The sequence below is a fragment of the Acinetobacter sp. YH12112 genome, assembly GCF_013418945.1.
Classification (GTDB): domain Bacteria; phylum Pseudomonadota; class Gammaproteobacteria; order Pseudomonadales; family Moraxellaceae; genus Acinetobacter; species Acinetobacter indicus.
The window spans coordinates 1-25,343 of sequence record NZ_VPBA01000040.1 but is presented as its reverse complement, the minus strand read 5'-3'; the positions used below and the strand labels follow the sequence as shown (position 1 = coordinate 25,343).

The window sequence follows — 25,343 nt, the reverse complement described above, 5'->3', positions numbered from 1 at the left end:
TAAACGGAATTCCCCACATGATTTTCATATCAGGATGCCAATATCAGCAAGAGCCAAAAAACTTAATCCAGCATTAGGAGATTACTGGGAAGCACGTTTAATTGAAGTTGAGCAGGCAGGAAAAATCCGCCGTTATATCACTTCATTATTAGATTCAAAGACATATCCAGCTCGAACTTTAGCAAAGTTATATGCTCAACGTTGGGAGATAGAGATGTGTTACCGAGAAATTAAAAGCAATTTACAGGAAGGTAAGCACTTAAGGAGCAAACAGCCAGACTTAATTTATCAAGAATTATGGGGTGTCTTGATTGCTTATAATGTTCTAAGAAGACAAATGAAATATATGGCTCAACGTGCCAAAGTAAGCCCGTTGAGGATCAGTTTTCATATTGCATCTATTGCCCTTCTTAATTTACTCAGATTCGACTCTTTGGCTTCTGCAGGTAATCTACCCAAACATCTGGAAAGTTTAATGGAGAAATCTAATCGGTATGTTATACCTGAGAGAAGAGTGAGGAGTTATCCAAGGGTTGTAAAAGGAAAACCTCAAAAATACCCAAGAAAAAGCCAGTCAATCTCTTAACTGACTGGCATTACTGCATCGGCAGGCTTTTTATGGGGTATAAGCAGATTATTCGAGGAATTTAACCGTAACCCCTGAACGGACTTTACGGCCCAGGTCGTTGGCATCCCAGTTGGTCAGACGGATACAGCCATGCGAATAGGATTTAGAAATCATCGACGGGTTTGGCGTACCGTGAATACCAAAGGATTTTTTGCTCAGACCAATCCAGATATTCCCCACTGGACCGTTTGGACCTGGTGGTAAGGACAGTGGCTTCATGTTTTTGCCCTGGATAAAGTTACTTGGCGAGTAGCTGTACCACGGGTTTGGTGCCACACCAGTCACTTTATAAGTCCCGGTTGGTGAAGGGGTGTTGGTATTCCCAATACTGGCCGGGAATGATGCGATCATCTGGTTGCGGCTGTTAAATAGATACAGCTGCTTAGCGCCTTTGTGCGCCACAATCAGGTGGATATCTTCCGGCAGGTCATTACGTACATTGGCCACAATCAGTTTCTGACCGGCTTTGTTAAAGTTGGCATTTGGATTGAGCTTTTTCAGGAAGTTCTCATCCATATGGAACTTTTCACCCAGCATTTCAGTGACGCTGGTGTAGTGCAGGCCTTTCATTTTGGCTTGCAGTGCATAGTCGCCCGGAATTGATTTGACATACGGACCTTTCAGGTCATCTTCAGTAATGGTGTATTCCACAAAAGCCGGTTTTGAACCCTGACGGGCAATTAAAGCATCCCAGGTTTCCTGCGTCAGCACACCGGTCGGTTTAATCCCGTTCATCTGCTGGAAAGAGGCAATCGCTTTCAGGGTATTTTTACCGCTGGTTCCATCAATCGCACCCGGAGAAGCATGAGCATTATTGAGCATCACATGCGCGCGCGCATAGACCGGGAACTGGCCTTTGCCAATATTTTCATACCAGCTGGCATTGTTCAGGCCATCTAAAGTCCAGGAGGCTTTGGCTGGCGCTGTGCTGGCTGAAGTCGTTGCAGGCGCAGCAGTTGTCGGTGCGCTGCCGATATCAGCCTGGGTATCTTCGGCATTTTGCAGGTCTTCTAGGGTCGCTGAAGCCTTGTTCAAATCTTGTTCTTCTTGTTGCGTAATTTGCGTTTCAACTTCTGAAGGTACGACTGCCGCTGATGCGTCTGTTGCAAGCGGATCAATCGGATCTTCAACCGCTGTATCGCTAATCAATTGAGGATTCAACGGCTGTTCAGCAGTGGTTGCAGCCAGGGCTGTACCAGCAAACATGCAACTTAAACTCATTGCGAGTACTGTGCGAACGAACATGTAAGTCAACCTTAAGAATTATTCATTTACATTTTAAAAACTACACAAGTATTACAGAAAAAATGAGGAGATGCAGTATCTGTTTTGTGTAAATATCACTTTTATCTTTTACAGTCCGGCATTTTTAAAGGACTAAAGAAGTTATTAAAATTTCTGCCTTTTTGATATGATGGATGCAAGATTCAGTCGAAGTTAGGAAAGTAAATGACGGCCTTAAAAAATGATCGTTTTCTACGTGCCTTGTTGCGTGAACCCGTAGATACCACGCCGGTATGGATGATGCGTCAAGCAGGACGTTATCTGCCTGAGTATCGTGAAACCCGTGCCAAGGCCGGAGATTTTCTTTCCTTGTGCAAAAATACCGAATTTGCCTGTGAAGTGACCTTACAGCCTTTGCGCCGTTATGAGCTGGATGCAGCCATTCTATTCTCCGATATTTTAACTGTACCGGATGCTTTGGGCTTAGGTTTGTACTTTGAGGCTGGTGAAGGTCCGAAGTTTCATAAAACCGTGCGTACCGAGCAGGATGTCGCCAATCTGCCGAATTTTAATGCCAAGTCAGATCTGGACTATGTCATGAATGCGGTATCGACCATTCGTTCAGCTCTGGGCGGACAGGTGCCGTTAATTGGTTTTTCCGGCAGTCCGTGGACGCTGGCGACTTATATGGTTGAAGGTGGTTCAAGCAAGGATTTCCGCTTTACCAAGCAGATGATGTATGCCCAGCCGGAAGTGCTGCATGCTTTGCTCGACCGTCTGGCAGTCGCTGTGATTGACTATTTGAATGCGCAAATTGATGCTGGTGCACAAGCGGTGCAGATTTTTGACAGCTGGGGCGGGGCACTGGCGCATCGTGAATATATCGAGTTCTCGCTGAACTATATGCAAAAAATTGTAGCGGGTCTGCAACGCGAAAAAGATGGCCGTAAAATTCCGGTCATTCTATTTACCAAAGGCGGCGGTCAATGGCTGGAGCCAATGGTGGCCACCGGTGCCGATGCCTTTGGTCTGGACTGGACCACGCCATTAAATGTGGCGCGCCAAACCGTGAATGGCCGTGCTGCCTTACAGGGCAACCTCGATCCAGCCACGTTATATGGAAGCCCGGACTCAATCGCCAAGGCGACTAAAGCCATGCTGGATGATGCCTATGCCCATGGTGAAAAAACCGGCTATATTGCCAACCTGGGACATGGTATTACCCAATGGGTTGATCCGGCCAATCCGAAAGTCTTTATTGATACGGTACATGAATACAGTGCCAAGTACCTTTAAGAAGATGCAACAATATTAGGATTCAGCCTTGATCACAATTTTAAAATCAGGTTTTGAATTCACTTATAAGGCAGCTTCGGCTGCCTTATTTGGAATTTTATTGCTGATTGCTTTTGCTTTTACCGCCAGTCTGGGTAGCCAGGACTATTACGGTTTTTTCCGTTATGACTATTTGCTGTTTTATGCGGTCCTCATTCAGATTTTACTGCTGTATCTCAAGCTGGAATCCTGGGCCGAGGCCAAAGTCATTGCGCTGTTTCATCTGCTGGCGATGATTATGGAAATTTTTCTGACCCATCCGGCGATTGCGTCCTGGCAGTATCCGCAGCCGGCCGTATTTAAAATTATGACCGTGCCGCTGTTTGCCGGGTTTATGTATTCGGCTGTCGGCAGTTTCTTTGCCCGGTCCTTGCGTTTGTATCGGGTATCTTTTACTCGCTTGCCGGGTTTTGCCAATATGCTGAGTCTGGCGGTGCTGTCTTATATTAATTTTATGAGCAAGTTTTTTGTGCCGGATATCCGCTATGTGCTGTTTGCCTGGAGCGTACTGATATTCTGGAAAACCCGTATCCAGTTTGAATTGCAGCATCACCGGATGCAGCTGCCGATGTTACCGGTCTTGTTGTTACTGGCCTTTATTATCTGGATTGCAGAAAATATCAGCACCTTTTACCAGATCTGGCTGTATCCAAGTCAGGTCGACAGCTGGCATATGGTTGGCTGGGGCAAGTTGGGGTCCTGGTATCTGCTGTTATTGCTGAGTCTGGTGCTGGTCTTGAAAATTCTGGGTGATCGTCAGCCAAATGGCATCTGGCAACTGAAACCTGCGCACTTAAAGGATACAGAAAAATAATTTTTCCACTTTGGTATAAAGTGTTTTGTGTTCGCTGGCGGATGCGTTATCTTTAAACAGTGTAATAAAAATTACACATTGTGAAACAATAACAAACTCAGATAATAAATTCTGGAGACTTTTATGTTAAAAAAATTAGCTTTGGCAGCAGTATTGGCAGCAGGTTCAACGGCAGCATTTGCAGACGCTGATGCCGGCTGTGGTATTGGTTCTCAAGTTTGGGCAGGTCAGTCTGGTAAAGTGCCTAAAATTTTAGCTGCTACAACCAATGGTATTTTTGCAAACCAGTTGTTCGGTATTACCTTCGGTACTTTAGGCTGTAGCGGTACTGGTACTGTAACTGCGCAAGTGGTGACATTTACCAATGAAAATGCCGAAACGCTGGCGCGTGATATGGCTGTAGGCGAGGGTGAAAGCCTGAACGTACTGGCTGAATTACTGAGCATTAAAGCAGAAGACAAAGCACGTTTCTTTGCAGTGACCAAACAAAACTTCTCTGAAATTTATTCAGCTGACAACCAGACTTCTGTTGAAGTGCTGGCTTCTTTACAGTCAGTGATGGCACAAGACGACATCTTAAAAGCCTACGTCTAATTAAGCATCCCATAAAACCCTGTCTTCTGGCAGGGTTTTTCTCTATATAAGAACCAAATAAGAATTGATCTGCTGAATGAAACCTCTTGCTTTTGTATGTGCTGCTTTGTTATCTCCTGTGGCGTATGCCGCGACGTCTTCTCCTGAATCTTCAACGCCGGCACAGTTGTATATCCAGCGTGCTGAACAGCAGCAACTGGCACAGCAAAATACCTGGCAACGCTTAATGTATGCCAATACTTCCGGGCAGAGTACTGTCAGCTATGCCGGCTATTTTTTAACAGAGGCCAAAACACCCGATTTAAATCAGGAATTACAGGCGCATATTGCAGCGCTGTTTCAGCAGGCCGAGCCAAATCAATCGGTACAATGCCGTTTTCCGGCACGTAGCCGCTGGCTGGTGCAACAACTGAATATTCCACAGACGGAACTGGCTGCCGTGGCCTGTCCGGAACTGGATGAATGGATTGGCCAGATTCGTCCATACAAAACCACTTTAATTTATGCCACCGATTTTATGGGCAATCCCAGCTCCATGTTCGGGCATACCTTGCTGCGACTGGACCCGAAAGATCAGCAGGAACTGAACCTGATTTCCTATGCGGTGAATTATGCGGCCACAGTGCCGGGTGAGCAAAGCTGGTCCTATGCCTGGAAAGGTCTGACCGGACAGTATCCGGGTGAATATTCCCTCATGCCGTATTACCGCAAGGTTAAGGAATATGGTGATCTGGAAAGCCGCGATTTATGGGAATACGAGCTGGATTTAAGCCCGGATGAAACCCGTTTTCTGGTGGAACATATCTGGGAAATGAAGCACGTCAGCTTTCCCTATTATTTTTTCAGTGATAACTGTGCCTATCGTTTATTGGGCCTGATTGATCTGGTCCGTCCAGAGCTGAATTTACAGCAACAGTTTAAAGTGGCGTCGATTCCGGTTGAAACCATCAAGGCGCTGGCAGATTCAGATCTGGTCAAAGACACCGTGTATCGCCCGGCGCTGGAAACCCAATTACTGGCTCAAGCCCGCCAGCATGGTACAGACCTAGCGCAAGCGGCACATCAGCTGGCTTTTGCCGAATCTACCGATTTAAATACGTTATTGCAGCCTTATACCGCATTAGAGCAGGCCAAAATACTGGAAATGGCCTACGATGATCTGTACCTGCAGTTTTTAGCCCGCAAGGTCGAAACCGGTTTTGCCCAGCCACGTTTACGCCAATTACTCAGCCTGCGAAGCCAGCTTCAGGTCGACAAGCAGCGCCGCGCGCCGGACGTCCCAAACGTTGATCCAAGCCAGGGCCATCATGCGCGTAATCTGACGTTAAGCACTGGTGAAGTGCAGGGACAATCCTTTATCGAACTGGGCCATCGGCAAGCCTATCATGATCTGCTCGATCCGCAAGGTGGTTTTCGTACCGGGACTCAATTGCTATTTTTACAGGGTGCGCTGCAATATCGGGATGAAACCCTAAAACTGAGTCAGCTCGACGTGCTGGCGGTGAACTCCTATAACCCGATTACGCCGTTTAAAACACCATTGTCCTGGGGTTTTAATCTGGGCTGGACCCAGGAAGCGCTCGATCAGCATGGTCAGTTCAGCACTCAGGAACAGCATGGTGTAGCCAATTTACAGGTCCAGATGGGCTATAGCTGGGCCAGTGCCGACCGTGAGCATATTTGCTATGCCCAGCTACAAAACCATCTACAGGCCGGTAAAGCACTGGGTCGTGGCTGGCGCGTGGGTGTCGGACCCACCTTGGGCTGCCAGAATATCTGGAGTCCGCAGCTGAATAGTGTGCTGCAAGTGGAATTGCCATACTGGGAAGATGCCCAGCAATGGAATTTGAGACTGCACAGCCAGCTGCAATATGTGCTGAATCCGCAGCATGCGATTCGTCTGGGCTGGGAATATCAGCAGCAGAATCAACAGGACTGGCATCAGACCAGTCTTGGTTATGCCTGGTTCTTTTAAGCTGAAGTCGTGAAGTCAGGCTTGAAAATCCAGATTGTTATTAAGTGAATATTCATTTAATTCACAAAAGAATTGTCTTATGTGACAGCTGCGTTAAAATCTGCGCTGTAATTCATCTGTGTGAGGCGGTTGTATGAACCAAGAGCGTATAGAGGAACTTGCAGCGCAGTGGCAGGCGATTTGCGGGCAATTTTCTGAAACCGATTTAAGCTATAGCTTCGAGTTCATTCAACAGCATGTCACGGTGCTGGTGGCCGAATTTTATCGACAGATGATGCAGGAGCAGGAAGCCTCCTATTTCCTGTCCGATGAACTGGTACGTAGCCGCCTGAAAAATGCTCTGCAGCAATGGCTGCTGGACAGTTTTGCGGTTCCGTTCAAGCAGGATTTTAAAGTCATTGTCACCAAGCAGCTGAAAGTCGGGGAAGTGCATGCGCGTATTGGCGTTCCTTCTTGGCTGATTATTCGCGGCATCCGCGAAATCCAGCGCAAAAGTTTTGCCTTTTTTCTGCAAACCCCGCAGGCCGATGTACTGGCTGCTGCCGATTATATGACTCAGGTGCTGAGCCTGGCCGCAGAAATCATGTGCCGCACTTATGAGGCCAAGGTAGAAATTCATAATGATATGAAACACACCTACCGTCTGTTTTCTGCCATGCAGGATGTGGCCGTGCAAAAAGACCGCCAGCGCGGTTGTCTGCTGGACTGGGAAAATGAGCTGATGTTTAAGGCCTTTTCTGATCAGTCACAGCTGTTTCATCCGCCACTTTCCAAATCTGAATTTGGCCTGTGGTTCATCCATAAAGCAGCCTATGCTTTTGCCAGCGCCGAGCAGGTGGAGTTTATTATCCAGCGGATTTATCAGGTGGATCAGTTGAACCAGCAGCTGCTGGACACTTCCGATCAGCAGCAGATGCTGTTACTGATTCAGCAGATTCGCTGTAAAAACCGCGAAATCCAGCATCTGGTCGATCAGCTGTTTCAGGTGGCGGAATATATCGGCACGGGCAATGATTCGCTGACCCAGCTGTTAAACCGGCGTTATTTAAATACCATCCTGATTCGTGAAATCCAGTTCTCGCGCAAAAACCGCTCACCTTTAAGTCTACTGGCGATTGATGCCGATTTCTTTAAAGAGATTAATGACCGCTATGGCCATGCCGCCGGTGATCTGGCCTTGCAGTTTATGGCCGAAGTGCTGCTGGAATCGAGCAAGGGTAGTGATTATGCTTTCCGGGTTGGTGGGGAAGAGTTTTTATTGCTGCTGGTCGATAGTGACTGGAACCGGGCCCAGATGATTGCCGAAACCATCCGTCGCCGGGTTGAAGATACCCCAATCCGTTCTGCTGAAGGTGAGAGTTTTAAATTTACCGTGAGTATTGGCGCAGTGCAGTATGATGGCCATCCGGATTATCAGCGTTTTCTGGATGCCGCAGATGCAGCCTTATATAGCGCCAAAAATGCCGGACGTAATCAGGTCTATCTGGCCAAATAAGCCTTTTAAGTCTCATCCCGGCATGAAAAAACGCCCAAAACTGTCGGGCGTTTTTTATATCAAAGCAGCAAGATAAAACCAGCCAAAACATCAAAAAGCTCAAGCGGTATTTTAGGCCTCAACCACCACATAATATTTTTTCACTGCTGCAACCACTTCAAAGGTACCGACAAAACCCGGTGGAATAATTCCGGCCTGACCGGCGGTAACTTCAATATATTGTCCGTGCTGGTCATGAATACGCACCACGCCTTCAATCACATTAAAGAATTCCTGTTTATTGTCAGCAAAGACAATATTCCAGGCGCCGACTTCGCACTGCCAGATGCCACAGCTCATATTGGGATGTTCATAGGCACTATAGGTATCACGTTTGGGATTGCCTTTGACCAAACGATCCGGACGCGGGAAGTCGACACTGCATTCACTTTGGGTCAGGCCCTGACCGGCTAAATAAATTGAAGACATTTGCATTCCTTAAAATAATAGGGAAACCAGCGGTAGTATAAGAAACAGGACATAAAAAAGCCCCAACAGATGTCGAGGCTCCAGCATTATTTAGGTTTAGTAACTTTCAGGTACGGCACTTAAAAATTCACGGCGTGCATCTTTATCAGTTTTAAAGTCACCAATAAATGACACGGTACGTGTGGTCGATTCCTGCTTGCCAACACCACGCATCATCATGCACATGTGTGCAGAGTCAATCACCACCGCAACACCGCGGGCTTTGGTCACTTCAGCCACGGCTTCTGCAATCTGCTGGGTCAGGTTTTCCTGAATCTGTAAACGGCGCGCAAACATTTCAGTAATACGGGCAAATTTAGACAGTCCCAAAACATTGCCTTCCGGTAAATAGGCAATATGCACACGGCCATAAAATGGCAGCAGGTGATGCTCGCATAGCGAATAGAATTCGATATTTTTGACCAGCACCATTTCACGGTTATCAGACGGGAACACGGCGTTGTTGGTCACTTCAGCCAACGTCTGGCTATAACCCGAGGTTAAATACGAAAATGCTTTAGCAGCACGCATAGGCGTATCTTTGAGACCAGGGCGATTTAAATCTTCACCAACGGCAGTAAGAATGTTTGCGTAGGATTGCTGCATAGACATAAGACGTGTTCACTTACACTGATATTGAACAAGGACGGCATTGTAGCAGAAAACCGCAACAATGCCTGCTTTTGAGGAAAAATCCGCTTATTGTTTAAACTTTGGATTCTTTTCTGCACGTTTTAGCAGAACCAGCACCGCACCGGTGCCGCCCTGTTTTTCCGGTGCACTGACAAAGGCCAGAACATCACGATGCTGACGTAACCAGCCATTGACATAGGTTTTTAAAATGGCTTCCGGGCCTTTACCATGCACAATTTTAATCACGTTCTGGTTTTCATCTTTGGCCATCTGGATAATTTGCAGCACCGCCACCCGGGCTTCTTCCACGGTACAGCCATGCAGGTCGACCGCTTCAAACCAGCGCAAATTGCCGGCTTTTAAATCTTCAAACACCTTATGCTGCAAGGTGGCAATGCGGTAGCTTAAACTGGCCTGACTGCCCACCGGATTAAGCATGGCTTGCGTGTCCGACAAAATGGTCTCATCAGTTTGCATGGGGCCTTCGGCGGCTGCGCGTTTAGCCAGCGTCTGGGCATCCAGCTTTTTCTTGGCCGGTTGGGCCACTGGCGCGATATTGCCATGATCCATTTTCTGGACCCCACGCATTTCTTTTTGAAACAGCTCAAAATCTTCGGCCTGTTCCTGTTCGGCAGTTTTGATGGCCGGCGCTGCCGGCTCTACGCGCGGATGCGGATTACTGATCTGCTTTTTAAAGTCTTTGAGTAATTTAAACTGTTCTTTCGATAGCGAAGAATCGTGTTTGCTCATAATCGAAAATAGGAGGATAAAATTTCAATCCAGTATAGTCTGAATTACGCCTGATTTGAACTGAAACGGATTCAGCTTGGCGCTGCATCTGGCTTGAAATGAGAGATGTTAAGATGGCGCGATATAGGAAGATGACCGCCCTATGAAAGTAGGGCAGTGCAATTGCACAGTTCAGGATAAACCTGCCTCCTGAACTGCACCAAGACTTAGACCTTTTGCGGCGTACCAAACAGCTCGCTAAAGGCCTGATCCGGACACGGTTGTTTCATAAAGCTTTCACCGACCAGGAAGGCATGAATGTCATGCTCCTGCATCATCTTGACATCTGCCGGGGTGGCAATACCGCTTTCGGTTACCAGTAAACGTGCTGGATCGAGTAATTTTTTCAGACGCAATGAGGTGTTTAAATCCACATCAAAGGTTTTTAAATTACGGTTGTTCACGCCAAGCAGACAGCGATCACTTAAACGCAAAGCGCGTTCCAGCTCTTCTTCGTCATGCACCTCAACCAGTACATCCAGATTGTGTTCAAACGCGGTTTTCGACATTTCTTCCAGTTGCTGGTCTGACAGGCAGGCCACAATCAGCAAGATACAGTCGGCATGTAGCGCACGAGCTTCAACCACACCATAAGGATCAATCAGGAAGTCTTTCCGCAGTGCAGGCAGGCTGCAATGGTTGCGGGCCAGCGCGATATTTTCATCAGCGCCCTGGAAAAAATCGACATCGGTCAGTACAGACAGACAGGCAGCACCGGCAGCTTCATATTGCTGGGCAATTTCAGCCGGATTAAAGTTTTCACGAATAATCCCTTTAGATGGCGAGGCCTTTTTTATTTCTGCAATCACGCCCGGACGTTTGCTTTTCAAGCTTTGGGCAAAACCGCGCACCGGTGTGGCGGCCTGGGCTAGTTGTTCCAGATCATTCAGACTGCGCTGTTTCAGACGTGCAGCAAACTCTTCCTGTTTGCGATCAACAATTTTACCTAAAATGGTATTTGCGATATCCACCATGATTTTATCCTGCCGTCTTAAGCTTCGTACTGTTTTAAGGTTTTAGTAAATTCGGCCAGTACGCCCATTTTTTCCAGTGCCTGACCGCCATAAATAATGTCATGCGCCAGTGCCACACCCTGTTGATAGGTTTTGGTCAGACCAGACACATAAATCCCGGCGCCGGCATTCAGGGCAATCATGTTGGCCGCTTTTTCACCGCGTTCAGATTTATTTTTGCCAAGTGCATCTTTAATCAGGGCCAGACTTTCTGCCGAGTTTTCCACCACCAGACCGGTGAGGGTTTGCGATTCAATGCCCACTTCTTCTGGAGTAATGGTCCATTCGGTGATTTCCCCATCTTTCAGTTCTGCTACGGTCGTGGCAGATGCCAGACTGATTTCATCCAGACCATCACGTGAATGCACCACCAGCACGTGTTCAGCACCCAGCTGGTTCATCACTTCAGCAATCGGGCGGCAGAGTTCGCTGGAGAATACGCCAATCACAAAACGTTTAACTCCGGCCGGATTCGTAAGCGGGCCGAGCAGGTTGAAAATACTACGAATACCCAGTTCTTTACGTGGGCCAACTGCATATTTCATGGCTTTATGATGGTTCGGCGCAAACAGGAAACCTACGCCCATATCGCGGATACAGCGTTCAGTTTGCTGCATGTTTAAGTCTAGGTTAATTCCAGCCTGTTCCAGCAGGTCAGAGGAACCAGATTTGGTCGATACGCCGCGGTTACCATGTTTGGCAATGGTGGCGCCAGCGGCTGCAATCACAAAGCTGGATGCCGTCGATACGTTAAACAGGTTCTGGCCATCACCGCCGGTACCGACAATATCGACCAGATACGGAATATCGCTAACGTCAATTTTAATCGCGAACTCGCGCATGACGCGCGCGGCTGCGGTAATTTCATCAATGCTTTCACCTTTCAGGCGCAGGCCCATCATCAGGGCGCCAATTTGCGCATCGGTGGCTTCGCCCGACATGATGGCACGCATCACATCTTCCATTTGTGGCTGAGTCAGGTGAATCTGTTTTGTAATATGATTTAAAGCTTGTTGAATATTCATGGTGTTCACTTTGTGCAAATTAGGCATAAATTTCTAAAAAGTTCTGGAAGATTTTGTGGCCATGCTGGCTCAAAATGGATTCCGGGTGGAACTGCACGCCTTCAACCGGCAATGTCTTATGTTTCACGCCCATAATTTCTTCCATAGAACCATCGGCTTCATTGGTCCAGCAGGTGACTTCCAGGCATTCCGGTAAAGTCGCCTGATCAATCACCAGCGAGTGGTAACGGGTCGCAGAAAACGGGCAGGGCAAATTGCTGAAAATACCCTGATCGCTGTGATACATATCCGATAAACGGCCGTGCATCACTTTTTTGGCCCGTACAATGTTGCCGCCAAAGGCCTGACCAATACTCTGATGGCCCAGACATACGCCCAATAACGGGATTTTGCCGGCAAAATGCTGAATCGCTGGAATGGAAATACCTGCTTCAGATGGTGAGCACGGACCGGGACCAATCACCAAATACTTCGGTTGCCATCGCTCAATATCTTCTAATGTGACGCTGTCATTGCGAACGACTTTAACTTCTTGATTTAACTCGCCAAAATACTGGACGATGTTGTAAGTAAAGCTGTCGTAATTATCGATCATCAAAAGCATGAGCTTAACCTGTCAAAATTTATGCACCTGACTGTGCTTGAAGAATTCCCTGAAATGCCTGGTTTTCCAAAGTGGAGGGAGGTCACAACACGGCTATTTTTCGAGCGAAAAAATGCGGGGAAAACGCAGTGCAAAGCATCATAGCAAAAAATAAACATGTGCGGCTGAACATTTTCAAGCAGAATAGCTTTTATACAGATGAAATCTTTTAAGTTTATGGCTGAGCTGCATTCAGCTTGTGGCTTTTACGTGTCCGCTGTGATGTTGACCCCCTCTTGCTGCCAAACCCCTAAAATGATGCATAATGACGCAGATTCACCAAAATGGCGCATTTTAAAATGGGCATAAAAATTTAGCTGAGCACGACTTGCGAAAAGCGCACAGAAAAGCACTTGAAGAAAAAATAAGCAGAAATAAATGAAAATCTGATTTTTGCTGGAAAAAAGAGTTTTTATCTATAAATCACTCAATTAATCCAGTCTGAAATTCATTAGAAAAATTGCATGAAGCGCGAAATTGGCGAAATAAACAGCAGTATTATTAAGCTGTGTTAAAATGAAACCTGATTATTTGCACTATTTTGATACACACGAGAAATCTTTTGCAGGAAAAATCGCAAAGAGTGCTTGAATATGGTGCATTTCAGTATAGCCCTAGTATAATAGGCACAAAGCAAAATCCCTAAATCTTAATTTCTCATAAGAAATTCAATATTTTAACTTTGCTTTTAAAAGTTGGTACGGTAATTGCTTAATAACTGCCAACTACTAACACGCACTTGGGTGTGCAACAAAATATCATTGGAGCAAAATGAGCATGGCGAACAAGGTCCTTCAACTCATACAAGAAAGTGGTGCAAAATGGGTCGATTTCCGCTTTACTGATACTAAGGGTAAAGAGCAGCACGTAACTTACCCTGCAGACAGTATCGATGAAGATACCTTCGAAGACGGTAAAATGTTTGATGGTTCTTCAATTGCTGGTTGGAAAGGCATTGAAGCATCTGACATGATTTTACGTCCAGACGCTGAAACTGGTTTCATCGACCCATTCTTTGCGGAACCAACAGTTGTCGTGACTTGTGATGTCATCGAACCATCTACAGGTCAGGGTTATGAACGTGACCCACGCTCGATTGCTCGCCGTGCAGAAGATTACTTAAAGTCTACCGGTATTGGTGATACTGCATTCTTTGGCCCAGAACCAGAATTTTTCGTATTTGACGAAGTGAAATGGGACATCGACATGTCTGGCGCACGCCACACCTTAATCGCTGAAGAAGCGGCTTGGTCTACAGGTAAAGACTACGAGTCCGGTAACTCTGGCCACCGTCCACGCGTTAAAGGCGGTTACTTCCCGGTTCCTCCAGTTGATTCTCACCACGATATGCGTGCAGATATGTGTGCAAAAATTGAAGAGATCATGGGCCCAGGTCGTGTAGAAGTACATCACCACGAAGTTGCATCTTGCCAGTTAGAAATTGGTGTGAGCTTCAACACCATGGTGCGTAAAGCTGACGAAGTGCAACAGTTCAAATATGCGGTGTGGAACGTAGCGCACCAATACGCGAAAACTGCGACATTTATGCCGAAGCCAATGGTAGGCGATAACGGTTCAGGTATGCACGTGCATATGTCGATTTCTAAAGACGGCAAAAACCTATTCGCGGGTGATGAATACGCTGGTCTGTCTGAAATGGCACTGTACTTCATTGGCGGTATCATCAAGCATGCCCGTTCATTGAATGCGATTACTAACCCTTCGACTAACTCGTACAAGCGTCTGGTTCCGCACTTCGAAGCACCGATTATGCTGGCTTACTCAGCGCGTAACCGTTCTGCTTCTATCCGTATTCCTTACGTGTCTAGCCCGAAAGGCAAACGTATTGAAGCACGTTTCCCAGATCCAATGATGAACCCGTACTTAGGTTTCGCGGCACTGTTAATGGCGGGTATTGACGGTATCCAGAACAAGATTCACCCAGGTGAAGCTGCGGACAAGAACCTGTACGATCTTCCACCGGAAGAAGAAGCAAAAATTCCAACCGTTGCTCACAGCCTTGAAATGGCGCTGGAAGCACTGGCCGCTGACCATGACTATCTGTTAAAAGGTGGCGTGTTTACAAAAGAAATGCTCGATGCTTATATCGAGCTGAAAACTGAAGAAGTTCGTCGTCTGAACACGACTACTCACCCAGTTGAATTAGACATGTACTACAGCCTGTAATTTGACCTCAGATTCATGCTCAGAAAATCCGCGCTTGTCGCGGATTTTTTTATGGCCTTCATATTCATTTAGGTGAGGTAGATTGATAGTGAATATGACATTTGCGCTTTTTGGCTGAAAAGCCCATGGTTTAGTAACAGATTTCAGTTACACTAGGCCAAGCGATAAAAGGGGAATAAGTGATGCGCGGCCAACAGACCTGTCAATTTCAGGATCAGACCATTCCTGCAGGATTGAAGACATGGCTGTATGCACCGGGCTCTCTGACACAACAATTAACCGATCTGGCCGGTGGCCAGTTTCAGGTACAGCCACTGCGTGAACGTTTCCAGCGCCTGAGCTTTGAAGATGCCAAATGGCTGGGCATGCCGCATCAGCATACCTCCTGGGTGCGGGAAAGCTATTTATATGGCTGTGAAGAGCAGCCTTGGGTTCAAGCCAAAAGCATCTTTCCGATTTTAAGCCTGCAAAAAAAAGCACGCCTGTTCAAGCATATTGGTAAAAAGCCGATTGGCCGGTTTTTGTTTCAACGTACCAATCCGGCCTGTGAGCGCCGGGTGATTTTATTGCCCGAAGGCTGGACCAGACAGAGCTGCTATACTTGGCATGGCTGTAAATTTATTGTGCAAGAAAGTTTCTTGCCCAGCTTTGAGCAATTTCTACATTCTTCTTTTCAACAGCAACGTGGTTAAGGACAGTCATGGCAACTGCACATTCAATTACCTGGCGTGAGCGCTTGGAAGCCTATTACTATTTATGCCGTTTTGATAAGCCGATTGGCACCGAACTGGTGTTCTGGCCAACCATGTGGGCCTTATGGATTGCTGCTCAGGGAACACCGACCATAGGTGTGCTGATTCCAATGATTCTGGGTGTGATCTTTATGCGTGCGGCAGGCTGTGCCATTAATGACTTTGCCGACCGTAAAGTCGATGCCCATGTTGAGCGCACCAAAACCCGTCCTTTGGCCACCGGCATCATTAGCGCCAAAGAAGCGGTGATGGTGTTTCTGGTGCTGGTTGCTGCCAGTGCCTGCCTGTTGTTGTTCTTGCCGCTTGAAACCTTTTACTGGTCGTTTGGGGCGTTATTTCTGGCTTTTATCTACCCGTTTATGAAACGCTATACTCATTTACCGCAGGTATTTCTGGGCGCCGCATTTTCATGGTCTATTCCTATGGCCTATACCGCGGTGGGTGCAACCCCGGATTTAACCTGCTGGTTATTGTACTTTGGTAACCTGGCCTGGACTGTGGCCTATGACACTCAATATGCGATTACTGACCGCGAATATGATCTCAAAATTGGGGTGAAATCGACAGCCATTTTATTTGGTCGTTATGATATTGAGATTATTTCTGCCTTGCAGCTGATCAGTCTGCTCCTGATTGGCGCGGCGCTGTGGATCGAAAATCTGTTCATGCCATTTGGTCTGGTGGCACTGGCTGCGGTGGCACTGGATTTTATCTATCAATGGCACAAAACCAAAGACCGTAATCCGCAGCAATGTTTCTGGGCTTTTCGGCATAACCGTTGGGTTGGGCTGATGATTTTTACCGGAATTTTTCTTGCACTTCTCTAGGCTTATACATTTAGTCTGATCTTGCAAAAAGCCAACAAAGCATCCGAGCAGGATGCTTTTTTTTATGCTTAATTCAAAGAACTCAGGCTGAGTACTTAACAACAAGAAGATAAAGAGGAATTCAAGATGACAACGACATTTAAAAAACTGTTATTGGCGGTAACCTGCTCCTCGGCGCTGTTATTTACAGCATGTGGTGGCGATGATAATGACTTTAACTTTATCCGTGACAAAACTTTTGTATCTGATGCTGCCTATACCCAAGATGGTATTGAAGGTGCGATCATCCGGGTCATGACCTATAAAATGCCAAATGTACGTGACCAGAAAACAGAAGCTACCGCCATGGTATTTTATCCGTCCGCACCTCGTCCGGTAGATGGCTGGCGTGTGGTGGTCTGGGAACATGGAACAGTGGGCATTGCCGATCATTGTGCACCGAGTCGAAATAGTTTAAATCCGCGTTTTAAGGCCATGGCGGAAAGTTTACTGGCCGCAGGCTATGTGATTGTCGCGCCAGATTATGAAGGGCTGGGTACGCCGGGCATTCATCCGTATTTACATTTAGAAAGTGCGGCCCAGTCTGCCATTTATTCGGTACGCGCCTTAAAAGAAGATCTGGGTGCACACATGCATGGTGCCTGGATGTCGGTGGGGCAGTCACAGGGTGGTCATGCCTCTTTGGGTACTGCGGAATTTGCCAATCAGGATGCCAATTATAAAGGTGCAGTGGCAGCAGCACCGGCCTCGAGTCTGGGTTATATCATTGCGGAAGTCGCGCCGGCAGCCATTCGCAATCTGGAGCTGGCAGAGAGTGTTGGTCTGTATCCGGTTGGAACGGCCCGTAATGTCTATGCAGAACTGATGGCCTATGCTGCCTATGTCGCGGTCGGCATTAAAGCCTATGAACCGGACTTTAATTACCTCAGCATCTTCCAGCCGGAATCGCAGGATATTGTGCCAGAAGCCGAAGGCAACAATGGTGAAAATGGCCAATGTCTGGACGAGCTGATGCAGTCCTTTAGAGAAGATATAGATGCCTTTACTGAAAATAGTGGTCTTGCTGTGGCTGATTATCCGGGGCTGACGGCAAATTTCCAGGACAATGCAACCATTAAGCGCTTCCTGGCCATTAACCAGCCGGCCACCAAAAAGCTGGATAAACCGATTATGGTGATTCAGGGTGAGGCAGATACTGCTGTGCCGGCAGCTGTCACCACGGCACTGGTAGATAACTTAAGAGAAATGGGGACGATGGTTGAATATGAACTGGTCCCGGGTGCCTCGCATACCCAGGCCATTGTGCAGAGAAATGCCGAGCTGGTGCGCTTTATTCAAACCCACATGCCTGCGCAATAATATCCTCCTAAAACTCGATGATCAGTCCGGAAGATCGGGGCTAATCAGCTCTCAGTGACCGAGATTTCGAGTTTGGCCAGTTCCTGAGTAATGAGCTGCAGTGCCAGATTATGGTTATTTTTACGGTAATTGGCATACAGATGGAGCGGCTGAACTTCAAAATCAGTTTCAATGATCGCCACATGCTCATCCAGAAAGCGTAGCAGATATTCCGGCACAAAACTGTAGCCCATCCCCAGATTAATCAGGTTGATATGCTGTAATACATTGGTGACCCAGAGTAACTGCTCGGCCGGCATCTGTTCAATTGGCACCTGCCGGCTGACCTGTTCATAAAACACCGGAGAAGCGGTTTGCTCGCACATAATCAGCCGCTGTTGCAGCAAGGCTTCAGCACTCATCCGCGACTTGGTCGGTGCAGATTTTTGCCCTGACACCAGATAGATTTTCTCTGACAAAATGGGAAGATCGACAAAATCATCCTGCTGAATGGCATAGCGGGTCAGGCTTAAATCCAGCTCAGCATTTTTCAGGCGCTGAATCTGCTCCAGACAGGTCAGGCTCTGGATATGAATCTGCAGATTGGGAATGGCCTGTTTTAAGCGTTCTAGCATCAGCGGCAGCACTTTCAGCTCGGCCACGTTCAATAAGCCAATATGAATCTGGTTGTTTTTCTGATGCGCCACCTGACGCGCTGCGGCAATTGCAAGTTTGGCGTTTTCAATCGCTTGCAAGGCATAAGGTAAAAAGGCCCGGCCTTCATCGGTCAGTTGAATCTGCCGCGCGGAGCGATCCAGCAAACGAACCCCGACTTCTTCTTCTAAATCCTTAATCTGCTGGCTTAAAGAGGGCTGGGCGGTAAAGAGTTTATCGGCTGCTTTGGTAAAACTCTGTTCTTCTGCCACCGCTGCAAAATAGCGTAAATGCCGTAATTCCATGACTTTCATCCACCGTGCAGATCATCGCCCTAGTGTAACCCAACACAGTCTGAACTGCATTTCACATCAGCTGATGTGTTTTATCCAGCAGCTGACTAGAGCTAAAACCAATAGCACTATCGTTTATACGCATAGAAATAGGCGGGCTGGATGGAGCGGATTACACTGCATACAAATATTCTGCAACAGATACAGCGGTGAAAGGAGTCCGGAATGTCTACACACTATGATACTGATGTGCTGGTGATTGGTACGGGGCCGGCGGGTTCTACTTTAGGGCTGGCCTTGGCCAGTTATGGCATCAGGGTACAGCTGTTTACCCAGTTTAACTGGCTGGCCAACAGTCCGCGTGCGCATATTACCAATCAGCGTGCGATGGAAGTTCTGCGTGACTTAGGCATTGAAGAGCAGGTCAAAGCCATTGCCACGCCGTGGCAGCAGATGGGCGAAAGTTTACTCACCACCAGTCTGGTCGGGGAAGAAATTGCCCGGATGAGCTGCTGGGGCACGGGCGATGAACGTCATGGCGATTACATCAAAGGCAGTCCATGTCCCTTTGTCGATCTGATCCAGCCGAAAATGGAAGCACTGCTGGTCAAGAATGCGGCCGAACGCGGTGCGATTTATAACTTCAATACCGAATATTTATCACATACTCAGGATGAGCACGGCGTAACCGCGACCTTCCTGAATCGGGTGACCCAAACTGAATTTAGCCTGCGAGCCAAATATTTAATTGGTATGGATGGGGCGCGTTCGAAAATTGTCGAAGAGTTGAAGCTGCCCTTAGAAGGAGTGATGGCGCGTGCCGGAACCGTGTACGTCACTTTTAAAGCCGACCTGTCCAAATACGTGGCGCATCGTCCGGCCATTTTACAATGGATTGTGAATCCGGAAGCCAGTTTTGGTGACTTGGGCATGGGATTGCTACGTGCCATTCAGCCCTGGAATGAATGGATTATGGGCTGGGGCTTTGATATCAGCAAAGGCGAGCCGCAAGTCACCGAAGCCCAGGTTCGGGCGCGACTGAACACCTTTGTGGGTGAAGAGGTGCAGCAGGTCGAAATTGAAAAAGTATCTTACTGGTATGTCAATCAGACCTGGGCCACCCAGTATTCGGTGGGGCGTGTGTTCTGTGGTGGCGATGCGGTACATCGTCATCCGCCATCGAGTGGTTTAGGTTCCAACACCTGTATGCAGGATGCGTTTAACCTGGGCTGGAAGCTGGCTTATGTGCTTAAAGGCTGGGCCAAGCCAGCGCTACTGGACTCTTATAGTGATGAACGGGCGCCGGTGGGCAAGCAGATTGTGGCGCGTGCCAACCAGTCCCGTTTTGACTATAAGCACTTAAAAGCAGTATTTGGTTTTGATCAGGGCGTGCAGACCCAGGCCGAGATGTTGCAGCGGATTTTTGCGGAAACACCGGAAGCGGCCGAGATTCGGGAAAAGCTGTATCAGGCGCTGGCGATTAAACATTATGAGTTTAATGCTCAAGGGGTGGAGCTAAACCAGCGTTATCTGTCCAATGCCGTGCTGGCAGAAACAGATGAAGAAATCTTTGTACAGGACCCGCAGCTGTATTTGCAAGCCACCACACGTCCGGGTGCCAAACTACCGCATACCTGGCTGATTGATGCGCAGGGCTATAAACATTCCACCCTGGATATTGTCGGTAAAGGGCGCCTTACGCTACTGACCGGTTTATCGGGTGCAGCATGGAAAGCGGCAGCGGCCCGGTTAAAGCTGGACTATTTGGATGTGATTCAGATTGGTTCACGTGAACATCGCGATGTCTATGCCACCTGGCAGCAAAAATCGGAAATTGCCGATGCCGGTGCCGTGCTGGTACGTCCGGATGGCTATGTGGCTTGGCGGATGCAGGACACACCAGAACAAGGCTTTGATCATCTGGCCTGTTTAACTCAGGTTTTTGGCGAGATTCAGCTGAACCTCTAATCGGGTAGATGAGCAGTCTGACGTGATCTGTAACGCAGCCGTCTGTAGCCGTACAGGCGGCTGTGTTGTATCTTCAGGTTCAAGCAAACATCAACAGAGGCTTTGTCCTCGAAAATGATTTTGTTATATTGAGCGTCATTTTGATGCATCTGACAGAGGACTCTCTCATGACCGCGCCTGAACAGCAACGACCGAATCAGCCACCCAATACCAAAAAGATTATTCTGTTGGCCAGTTTAGGTCTGCTGATTCCTGTTTTTCTGGTCAGTATGGCGTTTCTGGCTGTCAACAGCGATGCGAAAAATCAGGAAAAATACAAACAGCAGCAGGCAGAGATGATTGCGCGGATTAAAGCGCGTGAAGCGGCTGAACAGCAGCAGGCGCAGCAACAAGCTCAACAACAGGCCAATGCGAAACCAGCAGCTTCTGAAGCTGTAGTGCCTTAATTAAAGAATATCCTGCTGCAATTGTCTGATACTCGGAATCTCCGTGTATCGGATCACCTGATAGCCCGCCTCAAGCAACATGGCATCCCGCTCGGCATCTTCACTTTCTTTGCCAATATGAGTGGGATCATCCAGTTCAATAATAATCACCACATTCATCTGCTGATCCAGCAAAACAAAATCGGTGACCTTGCGATTAAAGCGGGAACGGATCTTGTAGTTACTATTGGTAATTAACGCACTAAAAGCAACTTGAGCCAGAATATGATGTTCGGGAAAAGCCTGCTTTAAGCGGGCAAACATCTTGGCTTCAAACGGGGTAATGACTTTTTTCGGAAAATATTTCTGTTTGGGGCGCAAATAGGAGGCCGCCACCAGCAGCATCAGCACCAGTGTGGCCAGGCAGCCAATAAAGAAGAAAGTCGACTGAGCGCTATTGAACACAACACATACTTGTATAAAGAAAAAACCCACTCAACTGGAGTGGGTTTTTAGAATCTTGGCTCTCCCACCTGGGCTCGAACCAGGGACCTGCGGATTAACAGTCCGTCGCTCTACCGACTGAGCTATGGGAGAATCTAAAACGCATTCTAGGTGGCAAAGGGCAGGTGGTCAAGCCCGCGACCTGAAAAAATGCAGTTTTTCAGTTTAACTGAATTAAAAATAAACGAATGAAGGCGTTTGGAAGCAGAAAGCTTGGTGTGTGGCTTTTACTGGTCTATGACGGGCAGGGTGCCGTGGTACAGGTAGGGGCTATTTTAGGATGATGATTCTCATTGAATCCCCCAATCTAAACGCCATAAAAAAACCCACTCAACTGGAGTGGGTTTTTAGAATCTTGGCTCTCCCACCTGGGCTCGAACCAGGGACCTGCGGATTAACAGTCCGTCGCTCTACCGACTGAGCTATGGGAGATTAGATGGCTCTCCAACCTGGGCTCGAACCAGGGACCTGCGGATTAACAGTCCGTCGCTCTACCGACTGAGCTATTGGAGAATCTGATGCGCATTTTAGGGAGGAATGCGCCGGTCGTCAACCAGATTATTTAAACAAATGAATCATTTGCCTTAGATTTATGCAGTGATTCCCTAAAAATAAAAAAATCACCCATAAAGGGTGATTTTTTACACAGAATAATAAAATTATTTTTCTACGCCAGCTGGTTGGCCAGCCAGTTTCGCGTTGGCATAATCCCAGTTCACCAGGCTTTCAAGGAAAGTCGAGATGTATTTAGGACGTGCATTACGGAAGTCGATGTAGTAAGCGTGTTCCCAAACGTCAATCGTTAATACTGCAATTTTGCCGTGCGCCATTGGCGTATCTGCATTTGAAGTTTTCATGATAGACAGTTTGCCGTTTACGTCGTCAGCCACTAACCATGCCCAACCTGAACCGAATTGAGTTGCAGCAGCAGTTGCAAATTCTTCAGCAAATTTTTCGTATGAACCGAAAGCTTCATCAATTTTCGCTGCAATTGCGCCAGTAGGTTTACCACCACCGTTTTTCGCCATACAGTTCCAGTAGAACGTGTGGTTCCATACTTGTGCAGCATTGTTGAAAATACCTGCTTTAGAAGCATCGCCAGCACTTGCCTTGATGATTTCTTCTAAAGTTTTACCTTCAAGCTCAGTACCTGCGATCAGGTTGTTCAGGTTCACAACATAGGTGTTGTGGTGCTTGTCATGGTGAAATTCTAAAGTCTCTTTGCTGATGTGCGGCGCAAGATCTTCGTAACCATATGGTAATGCTGGTAAAGTAATCGTTGTCATGTTTTCAATTCCTTGCTTATGCTGGGTTTTGAGTTTAAGTCGGCTTATTGTAATAGATTATTCAACAAAATTGCGCATTGCTTATAAATAACATTACACAATAAATCCTTAATTTATACGTATAAGCCAGCCTCAATTCATCTCCCAAGTTTTAAATCGGATTATTCAATTCGAAATAGACATATTCGAGATTAAATTCGCGTGCCAGTGCCTGTCCCAAACGCTGTACACCGTAGCGTTCAGTCGCGTGATGGCCACAAGCATAATAATGGACGCCCAGTTCTTTGGCTTCATAAAAGGTACGTTCTGACACTTCGCCAGAAATATAGGCATCACAGTCTTGTGCTGCGGCTTTATGAATATAATCCTGCGCACCGCCGGTACAGAAACCGACTTTGCGGATTTCGGTTGGATTGGCCGGTAAATGAATGGTATCAAACCCCAGTCTTTTACTTAACAGGGCTTTAAACGCTTCTGGTGACATGGCCTGTTTTAAATAGCCAATATTGCCAATTGGATGACGTTCACTCGGGTCCAGTGCTTCTAGTTGCTCCAGTCCCAAAATATCAGCAATGGCCGCATTATTGCCCAGTTCAGGATGTGAATCGAGCGGTAAATGATAACCTACCAGTGAAATATCATGCTGGATTAGGCTTTTAATGCGTTTACCGCGCATTCCGGTAATCGGGTAGGGTTCACCTTTCCAGAAATAGCCATGATGCACCAGCAGCACATCGGCCTGCTCGGCAATGGCGGCTTCAATCGCATCTTGTGATGCAGTTACCGCACACAGAATTTTTTTGACTTCCGGCTTGCCTTCAATTTGCAAGCCGTTCGGGGCATAGTCTTTAAACTCGGCTGATTTTAAGGTTTGATCACACCAGCGGATCAGGTCATGCAGCTTAACCATAAATCTCTCAAAAGCCTTTAATATTGTTATCATCAAAACATATTTTGAATTGTAACTAAAGCAGCACAAAACTCTTTAGTGATTTTTATGTTTCCTTATGTATTTCGCTTTACAATAGGTCATAAATTACTTAGTCATCAATGAATTAAAAAATTTTAGAGGATAGAGCTGTGCGCCGGACCTTTACATGGTTACCTTGGGTGTTACTTATTATCGTGATTATTGGCTTTTTGGGCTGGCAACAGTTTCAAAAACCGAAAGCTCCCGTTGCCCCGGATGGGGTAAAAATGCCTGCTGAAAAAGTAGAACCGCTGATTGATACCACCCGTACTGGCGGGGTGGTGTCTTATAGTGCTGCCGTAAAAGTGGCGGCACCGGCCGTGGTCAATATTTTTACCACCCAGAAAATCAAGCAGCCTAATCATCCTTTGTTTAATGATCCGGCGTTCCGTGAATTTTTTGGTGATCAGTTGCCGGAACAATATCGTCAGGGACCCAATGAAAACAGCCTCGGTTCCGGGGTGATTGTACGTGCCGATGGTTACATTTTGACGAATAACCATGTGATTGCCCAGGCCGATCAGATTGTGGTGGCCTTGCATGATGGCCGTCGTGCCGAGGCAAAAGTGGTCGGCACCGATCCGGATACCGACTTGGCGGTAATTAAAATTGAGCTGGATCAGTTACCGGTTTTACCATTTAAACTCAGTGGCAATGAAGTCGGTGATGTGGTGCTGGCGATTGGTAACCCGTTTGGGGTGGGTCAAACCGTTACCCAAGGGATTATTTCCGCGACCGGCCGTTCGGATTTAGGCATTAATACCTATGAAGACTTTATTCAGACTGATGCTGCCATTAACCCGGGGAATTCCGGCGGTGCGCTAATTGATGTGGCCGGGAACTTAATTGGGGTTAATACCGCAATTTTCTCGCAATCGGGCGGTTCTTTGGGCATTGGCTTTGCTATTCCGGCACAGGTCTGTCAGCAGGTACTGAACTCGATTTTAAAAGATGGTCGCGTGGTACGTGGCTGGTTAGGTATTAGCTTATTGCCGGTACAGCAACAGAATATTCTGGAGCCAAAACAAAGTGGCGTGGTGGTGGCAGATGTCTTGGCCAATGGTCCTGCGGCCAAAGCCGGTATTCGCCGTGGCGATAAAATCCTGAAAGTGAATGATGAAGAGATTAGCTCAACATCACACCTGATTAATTATGTGGCGCTGCAGCAACCGAACCAGCCGGTGAATATCCTGATTGAACGTGAAGAACAGTCTTTAGAGCTGCAAGTGGTGGTTGGTGAGCGTAAAGTGCAAAACAGTGATAAACAGTTTATTCCATTACCAGAATAAGCTCGCAGTACGCGCTGTAAATTAAACATGAAAAAGCTCCGCAGGTAGGTAATGCCAGTCAGTTAAGAGATTGACTGGCTTTTTCTTGGGTATTTTTGAGGTTTTCCTTTTACAACTCTTGGGTAACTCCTCATCCGTCTCTCAGGTAAAACATATCTATCAGATTTCTCCATTA

General features: G+C 47.2%; 24 protein-coding genes and 3 tRNA genes. 13 read left to right on the top strand and 14 right to left on the bottom strand.

Annotated features, from left to right (window positions below):
• A partial coding sequence (locus tag FTU50_RS12855; RefSeq protein ID WP_143218064.1) for a transposase occupies positions 1-586 on the top strand: 586 nt, incomplete at its 5' end.
• A gap of 48 nt (positions 587-634) precedes the next feature.
• On the opposite strand, the gene FTU50_RS12850 is transcribed toward FTU50_RS12855, so the two are convergent.
• Positions 635-1,873: a L,D-transpeptidase gene (locus tag FTU50_RS12850; protein WP_016659969.1), complete on the bottom strand. Its 1,239-nt coding sequence runs from the start codon at positions 1,871-1,873 to the stop codon at positions 635-637.
• A 204-nt stretch (positions 1,874-2,077) separates the two neighbouring features.
• Here FTU50_RS12850 and hemE point away from each other — a divergent pair, with 204 nt between their 5' ends.
• From hemE to FTU50_RS12825, 5 genes are all read left to right on the top strand, one after another.
• Positions 2,078-3,148, top strand: a complete 1,071-nt coding sequence (gene hemE, locus FTU50_RS12845; protein WP_005176463.1) for a uroporphyrinogen decarboxylase — start codon at positions 2,078-2,080, stop codon at positions 3,146-3,148.
• A gap of 28 nt (positions 3,149-3,176) precedes the next feature.
• Complete coding sequence (locus tag FTU50_RS12840) at positions 3,177-4,001, top strand: DUF817 family protein (protein WP_016659970.1); 825 nt, start codon at positions 3,177-3,179, stop codon at positions 3,999-4,001.
• Positions 4,002-4,124: 123 nt separating this feature from the next.
• Positions 4,125-4,595: a DUF3015 family protein gene (locus FTU50_RS12835; RefSeq protein ID WP_005176467.1), complete on the top strand. Its 471-nt coding sequence runs from the start codon at positions 4,125-4,127 to the stop codon at positions 4,593-4,595.
• Between the two features lie 76 nt (positions 4,596-4,671).
• Positions 4,672-6,570, top strand: coding sequence for a DUF4105 domain-containing protein (locus FTU50_RS12830; RefSeq protein ID WP_180047202.1), 1,899 nt, complete (start codon positions 4,672-4,674; stop codon positions 6,568-6,570).
• Between the two features lie 133 nt (positions 6,571-6,703).
• The gene (locus tag FTU50_RS12825; protein WP_180047200.1) at positions 6,704-8,065 is read left to right on the top strand and encodes a diguanylate cyclase; all 1,362 of its coding nucleotides are present in this window, start codon (positions 6,704-6,706) and stop codon (positions 8,063-8,065) included.
• Between the two features lie 111 nt (positions 8,066-8,176).
• On the opposite strand, the gene FTU50_RS12820 is transcribed toward FTU50_RS12825, so the two are convergent.
• The 6 genes from FTU50_RS12820 to FTU50_RS12795 all read right to left on the bottom strand — a co-directional run bounded on the left by FTU50_RS12820 (position 8,177) and on the right by FTU50_RS12795 (position 12,636).
• Complete coding sequence (locus tag FTU50_RS12820; protein ID WP_005176472.1) at positions 8,177-8,533, bottom strand: cupin domain-containing protein; 357 nt, start codon at positions 8,531-8,533, stop codon at positions 8,177-8,179.
• Between the two features lie 96 nt (positions 8,534-8,629).
• The gene (folE, locus tag FTU50_RS12815; protein WP_005176473.1) at positions 8,630-9,178 is read right to left on the bottom strand and encodes a GTP cyclohydrolase I FolE; all 549 of its coding nucleotides are present in this window, start codon (positions 9,176-9,178) and stop codon (positions 8,630-8,632) included.
• Between the two features lie 93 nt (positions 9,179-9,271).
• A complete protein-coding gene (locus tag FTU50_RS12810) occupies positions 9,272-9,955 on the bottom strand; it encodes a Smr/MutS family protein (protein WP_005176474.1) in 684 nt (227 codons plus the stop codon).
• 206 nt (positions 9,956-10,161) lie between these two features.
• The gene (gene trpC / locus FTU50_RS12805; protein ID WP_005176475.1) at positions 10,162-10,968 is read right to left on the bottom strand and encodes an indole-3-glycerol phosphate synthase TrpC; all 807 of its coding nucleotides are present in this window, start codon (positions 10,966-10,968) and stop codon (positions 10,162-10,164) included.
• A gap of 17 nt (positions 10,969-10,985) precedes the next feature.
• Positions 10,986-12,032, bottom strand: coding sequence for an anthranilate phosphoribosyltransferase (gene trpD / locus FTU50_RS12800; protein ID WP_016659977.1), 1,047 nt, complete (start codon positions 12,030-12,032; stop codon positions 10,986-10,988).
• 19 nt (positions 12,033-12,051) lie between these two features.
• Positions 12,052-12,636 (bottom strand): aminodeoxychorismate/anthranilate synthase component II, encoded by a 585-nt coding sequence (locus tag FTU50_RS12795; RefSeq protein ID WP_005176479.1) that lies wholly within the window; start codon positions 12,634-12,636, stop codon positions 12,052-12,054.
• A gap of 810 nt (positions 12,637-13,446) precedes the next feature.
• Between FTU50_RS12795 and glnA the strand changes: the two genes are divergently transcribed.
• From glnA to FTU50_RS12775, 4 genes are all read left to right on the top strand, one after another.
• Positions 13,447-14,862, top strand: coding sequence for a type I glutamate--ammonia ligase (glnA, locus tag FTU50_RS12790; RefSeq protein WP_171065055.1), 1,416 nt, complete (start codon positions 13,447-13,449; stop codon positions 14,860-14,862).
• 182 nt (positions 14,863-15,044) lie between these two features.
• Positions 15,045-15,554 (top strand): chorismate lyase, encoded by a 510-nt coding sequence (locus FTU50_RS12785; RefSeq protein WP_005176485.1) that lies wholly within the window; start codon positions 15,045-15,047, stop codon positions 15,552-15,554.
• A gap of 8 nt (positions 15,555-15,562) precedes the next feature.
• Positions 15,563-16,441 carry a 4-hydroxybenzoate octaprenyltransferase gene (gene ubiA / locus FTU50_RS12780; RefSeq protein WP_168381698.1) on the top strand — a complete coding sequence of 293 codons (879 nt, stop codon included), beginning with the start codon at positions 15,563-15,565 and terminating at the stop codon, positions 16,439-16,441.
• Between the two features lie 126 nt (positions 16,442-16,567).
• The gene (locus FTU50_RS12775) at positions 16,568-17,800 is read left to right on the top strand and encodes a S9 family peptidase (RefSeq protein ID WP_180047198.1); all 1,233 of its coding nucleotides are present in this window, start codon (positions 16,568-16,570) and stop codon (positions 17,798-17,800) included.
• A gap of 44 nt (positions 17,801-17,844) precedes the next feature.
• Here FTU50_RS12775 and FTU50_RS12770 read toward each other — a convergent pair whose 3' ends face one another.
• Complete coding sequence (locus tag FTU50_RS12770) at positions 17,845-18,738, bottom strand: LysR family transcriptional regulator (RefSeq protein ID WP_168381697.1); 894 nt, start codon at positions 18,736-18,738, stop codon at positions 17,845-17,847.
• A gap of 213 nt (positions 18,739-18,951) precedes the next feature.
• On the opposite strand from FTU50_RS12770, the gene FTU50_RS12765 reads away from it, so the two are divergent.
• Together FTU50_RS12765 and FTU50_RS12760 are read left to right on the top strand one after the other, a co-directional pair.
• Positions 18,952-20,694, top strand: coding sequence for an FAD-dependent monooxygenase (locus FTU50_RS12765; protein WP_180047197.1), 1,743 nt, complete (start codon positions 18,952-18,954; stop codon positions 20,692-20,694).
• 167 nt (positions 20,695-20,861) lie between these two features.
• Complete coding sequence (locus FTU50_RS12760; RefSeq protein ID WP_180047195.1) at positions 20,862-21,140, top strand: hypothetical protein; 279 nt, start codon at positions 20,862-20,864, stop codon at positions 21,138-21,140.
• Here the strand turns inward: FTU50_RS12760 and FTU50_RS12755 are convergent, their stop codons facing one another.
• The 6 genes from FTU50_RS12755 to FTU50_RS12730 form a co-directional block, all read right to left on the bottom strand.
• Positions 21,141-21,584: a DUF2726 domain-containing protein gene (locus FTU50_RS12755; RefSeq protein ID WP_005176498.1), complete on the bottom strand. Its 444-nt coding sequence runs from the start codon at positions 21,582-21,584 to the stop codon at positions 21,141-21,143. It abuts the gene before it with no gap.
• 56 nt (positions 21,585-21,640) lie between these two features.
• Positions 21,641-21,716, bottom strand: a tRNA-Asn gene (locus FTU50_RS12750).
• 263 nt (positions 21,717-21,979) lie between these two features.
• A tRNA-Asn gene (locus tag FTU50_RS12745) sits at positions 21,980-22,055 on the bottom strand.
• A gap of 5 nt (positions 22,056-22,060) precedes the next feature.
• A tRNA-Asn gene (locus tag FTU50_RS12740) sits at positions 22,061-22,136 on the bottom strand.
• A gap of 146 nt (positions 22,137-22,282) precedes the next feature.
• Positions 22,283-22,909, bottom strand: a complete 627-nt coding sequence (locus FTU50_RS12735) for a superoxide dismutase (RefSeq protein ID WP_005176500.1) — start codon at positions 22,907-22,909, stop codon at positions 22,283-22,285.
• 151 nt (positions 22,910-23,060) lie between these two features.
• The gene (locus tag FTU50_RS12730; RefSeq protein WP_180047193.1) at positions 23,061-23,819 is read right to left on the bottom strand and encodes a Nif3-like dinuclear metal center hexameric protein; all 759 of its coding nucleotides are present in this window, start codon (positions 23,817-23,819) and stop codon (positions 23,061-23,063) included.
• Between the two features lie 170 nt (positions 23,820-23,989).
• On the opposite strand from FTU50_RS12730, the gene FTU50_RS12725 reads away from it, so the two are divergent.
• Complete coding sequence (locus FTU50_RS12725; RefSeq protein ID WP_005176504.1) at positions 23,990-25,168, top strand: trypsin-like peptidase domain-containing protein; 1,179 nt, start codon at positions 23,990-23,992, stop codon at positions 25,166-25,168.
• The last annotated feature ends 175 nt before the right edge of the window (positions 25,169-25,343 follow it).

What these genes read in the sequence shown, in the direction of transcription:
- FTU50_RS12850 (WP_016659969.1), bottom strand. Translation starts at nt 1,873, where the DNA reads ATGTTCGTTCGCACAGTACTCGCAATGAGTTTAAGTTGCATGTTTGCT.
- FTU50_RS12730 (WP_180047193.1), bottom strand. Translation starts at nt 23,819, where the DNA reads ATGGTTAAGCTGCATGACCTGATCCGCTGGTGTGATCAAACCTTAAAA.
- FTU50_RS12830 (WP_180047202.1), top strand. Translation starts at nt 4,672, where the DNA reads ATGAAACCTCTTGCTTTTGTATGTGCTGCTTTGTTATCTCCTGTGGCG.
- glnA (WP_171065055.1), top strand. Translation starts at nt 13,447, where the DNA reads ATGAGCATGGCGAACAAGGTCCTTCAACTCATACAAGAAAGTGGTGCA.
- FTU50_RS12785 (WP_005176485.1), top strand. Translation starts at nt 15,045, where the DNA reads ATGCGCGGCCAACAGACCTGTCAATTTCAGGATCAGACCATTCCTGCA.
- FTU50_RS12765 (WP_180047197.1), top strand. Translation starts at nt 18,952, where the DNA reads ATGTCTACACACTATGATACTGATGTGCTGGTGATTGGTACGGGGCCG.
- hemE (WP_005176463.1), top strand. Translation starts at nt 2,078, where the DNA reads ATGACGGCCTTAAAAAATGATCGTTTTCTACGTGCCTTGTTGCGTGAA.
- FTU50_RS12820 (WP_005176472.1), bottom strand. Translation starts at nt 8,533, where the DNA reads ATGTCTTCAATTTATTTAGCCGGTCAGGGCCTGACCCAAAGTGAATGC.
- ubiA (WP_168381698.1), top strand. Translation starts at nt 15,563, where the DNA reads ATGGCAACTGCACATTCAATTACCTGGCGTGAGCGCTTGGAAGCCTAT.
- folE (WP_005176473.1), bottom strand. Translation starts at nt 9,178, where the DNA reads ATGCAGCAATCCTACGCAAACATTCTTACTGCCGTTGGTGAAGATTTA.
- FTU50_RS12810 (WP_005176474.1), bottom strand. Translation starts at nt 9,955, where the DNA reads ATGAGCAAACACGATTCTTCGCTATCGAAAGAACAGTTTAAATTACTC.
- FTU50_RS12835 (WP_005176467.1), top strand. Translation starts at nt 4,125, where the DNA reads ATGTTAAAAAAATTAGCTTTGGCAGCAGTATTGGCAGCAGGTTCAACG.
- trpC (WP_005176475.1), bottom strand. Translation starts at nt 10,968, where the DNA reads ATGGTGGATATCGCAAATACCATTTTAGGTAAAATTGTTGATCGCAAA.
- trpD (WP_016659977.1), bottom strand. Translation starts at nt 12,032, where the DNA reads ATGAATATTCAACAAGCTTTAAATCATATTACAAAACAGATTCACCTG.
- FTU50_RS12735 (WP_005176500.1), bottom strand. Translation starts at nt 22,909, where the DNA reads ATGACAACGATTACTTTACCAGCATTACCATATGGTTACGAAGATCTT.
- FTU50_RS12775 (WP_180047198.1), top strand. Translation starts at nt 16,568, where the DNA reads ATGACAACGACATTTAAAAAACTGTTATTGGCGGTAACCTGCTCCTCG.
- FTU50_RS12825 (WP_180047200.1), top strand. Translation starts at nt 6,704, where the DNA reads ATGAACCAAGAGCGTATAGAGGAACTTGCAGCGCAGTGGCAGGCGATT.
- FTU50_RS12795 (WP_005176479.1), bottom strand. Translation starts at nt 12,636, where the DNA reads ATGCTTTTGATGATCGATAATTACGACAGCTTTACTTACAACATCGTC.
- FTU50_RS12770 (WP_168381697.1), bottom strand. Translation starts at nt 18,738, where the DNA reads ATGGAATTACGGCATTTACGCTATTTTGCAGCGGTGGCAGAAGAACAG.
- FTU50_RS12760 (WP_180047195.1), top strand. Translation starts at nt 20,862, where the DNA reads ATGACCGCGCCTGAACAGCAACGACCGAATCAGCCACCCAATACCAAA.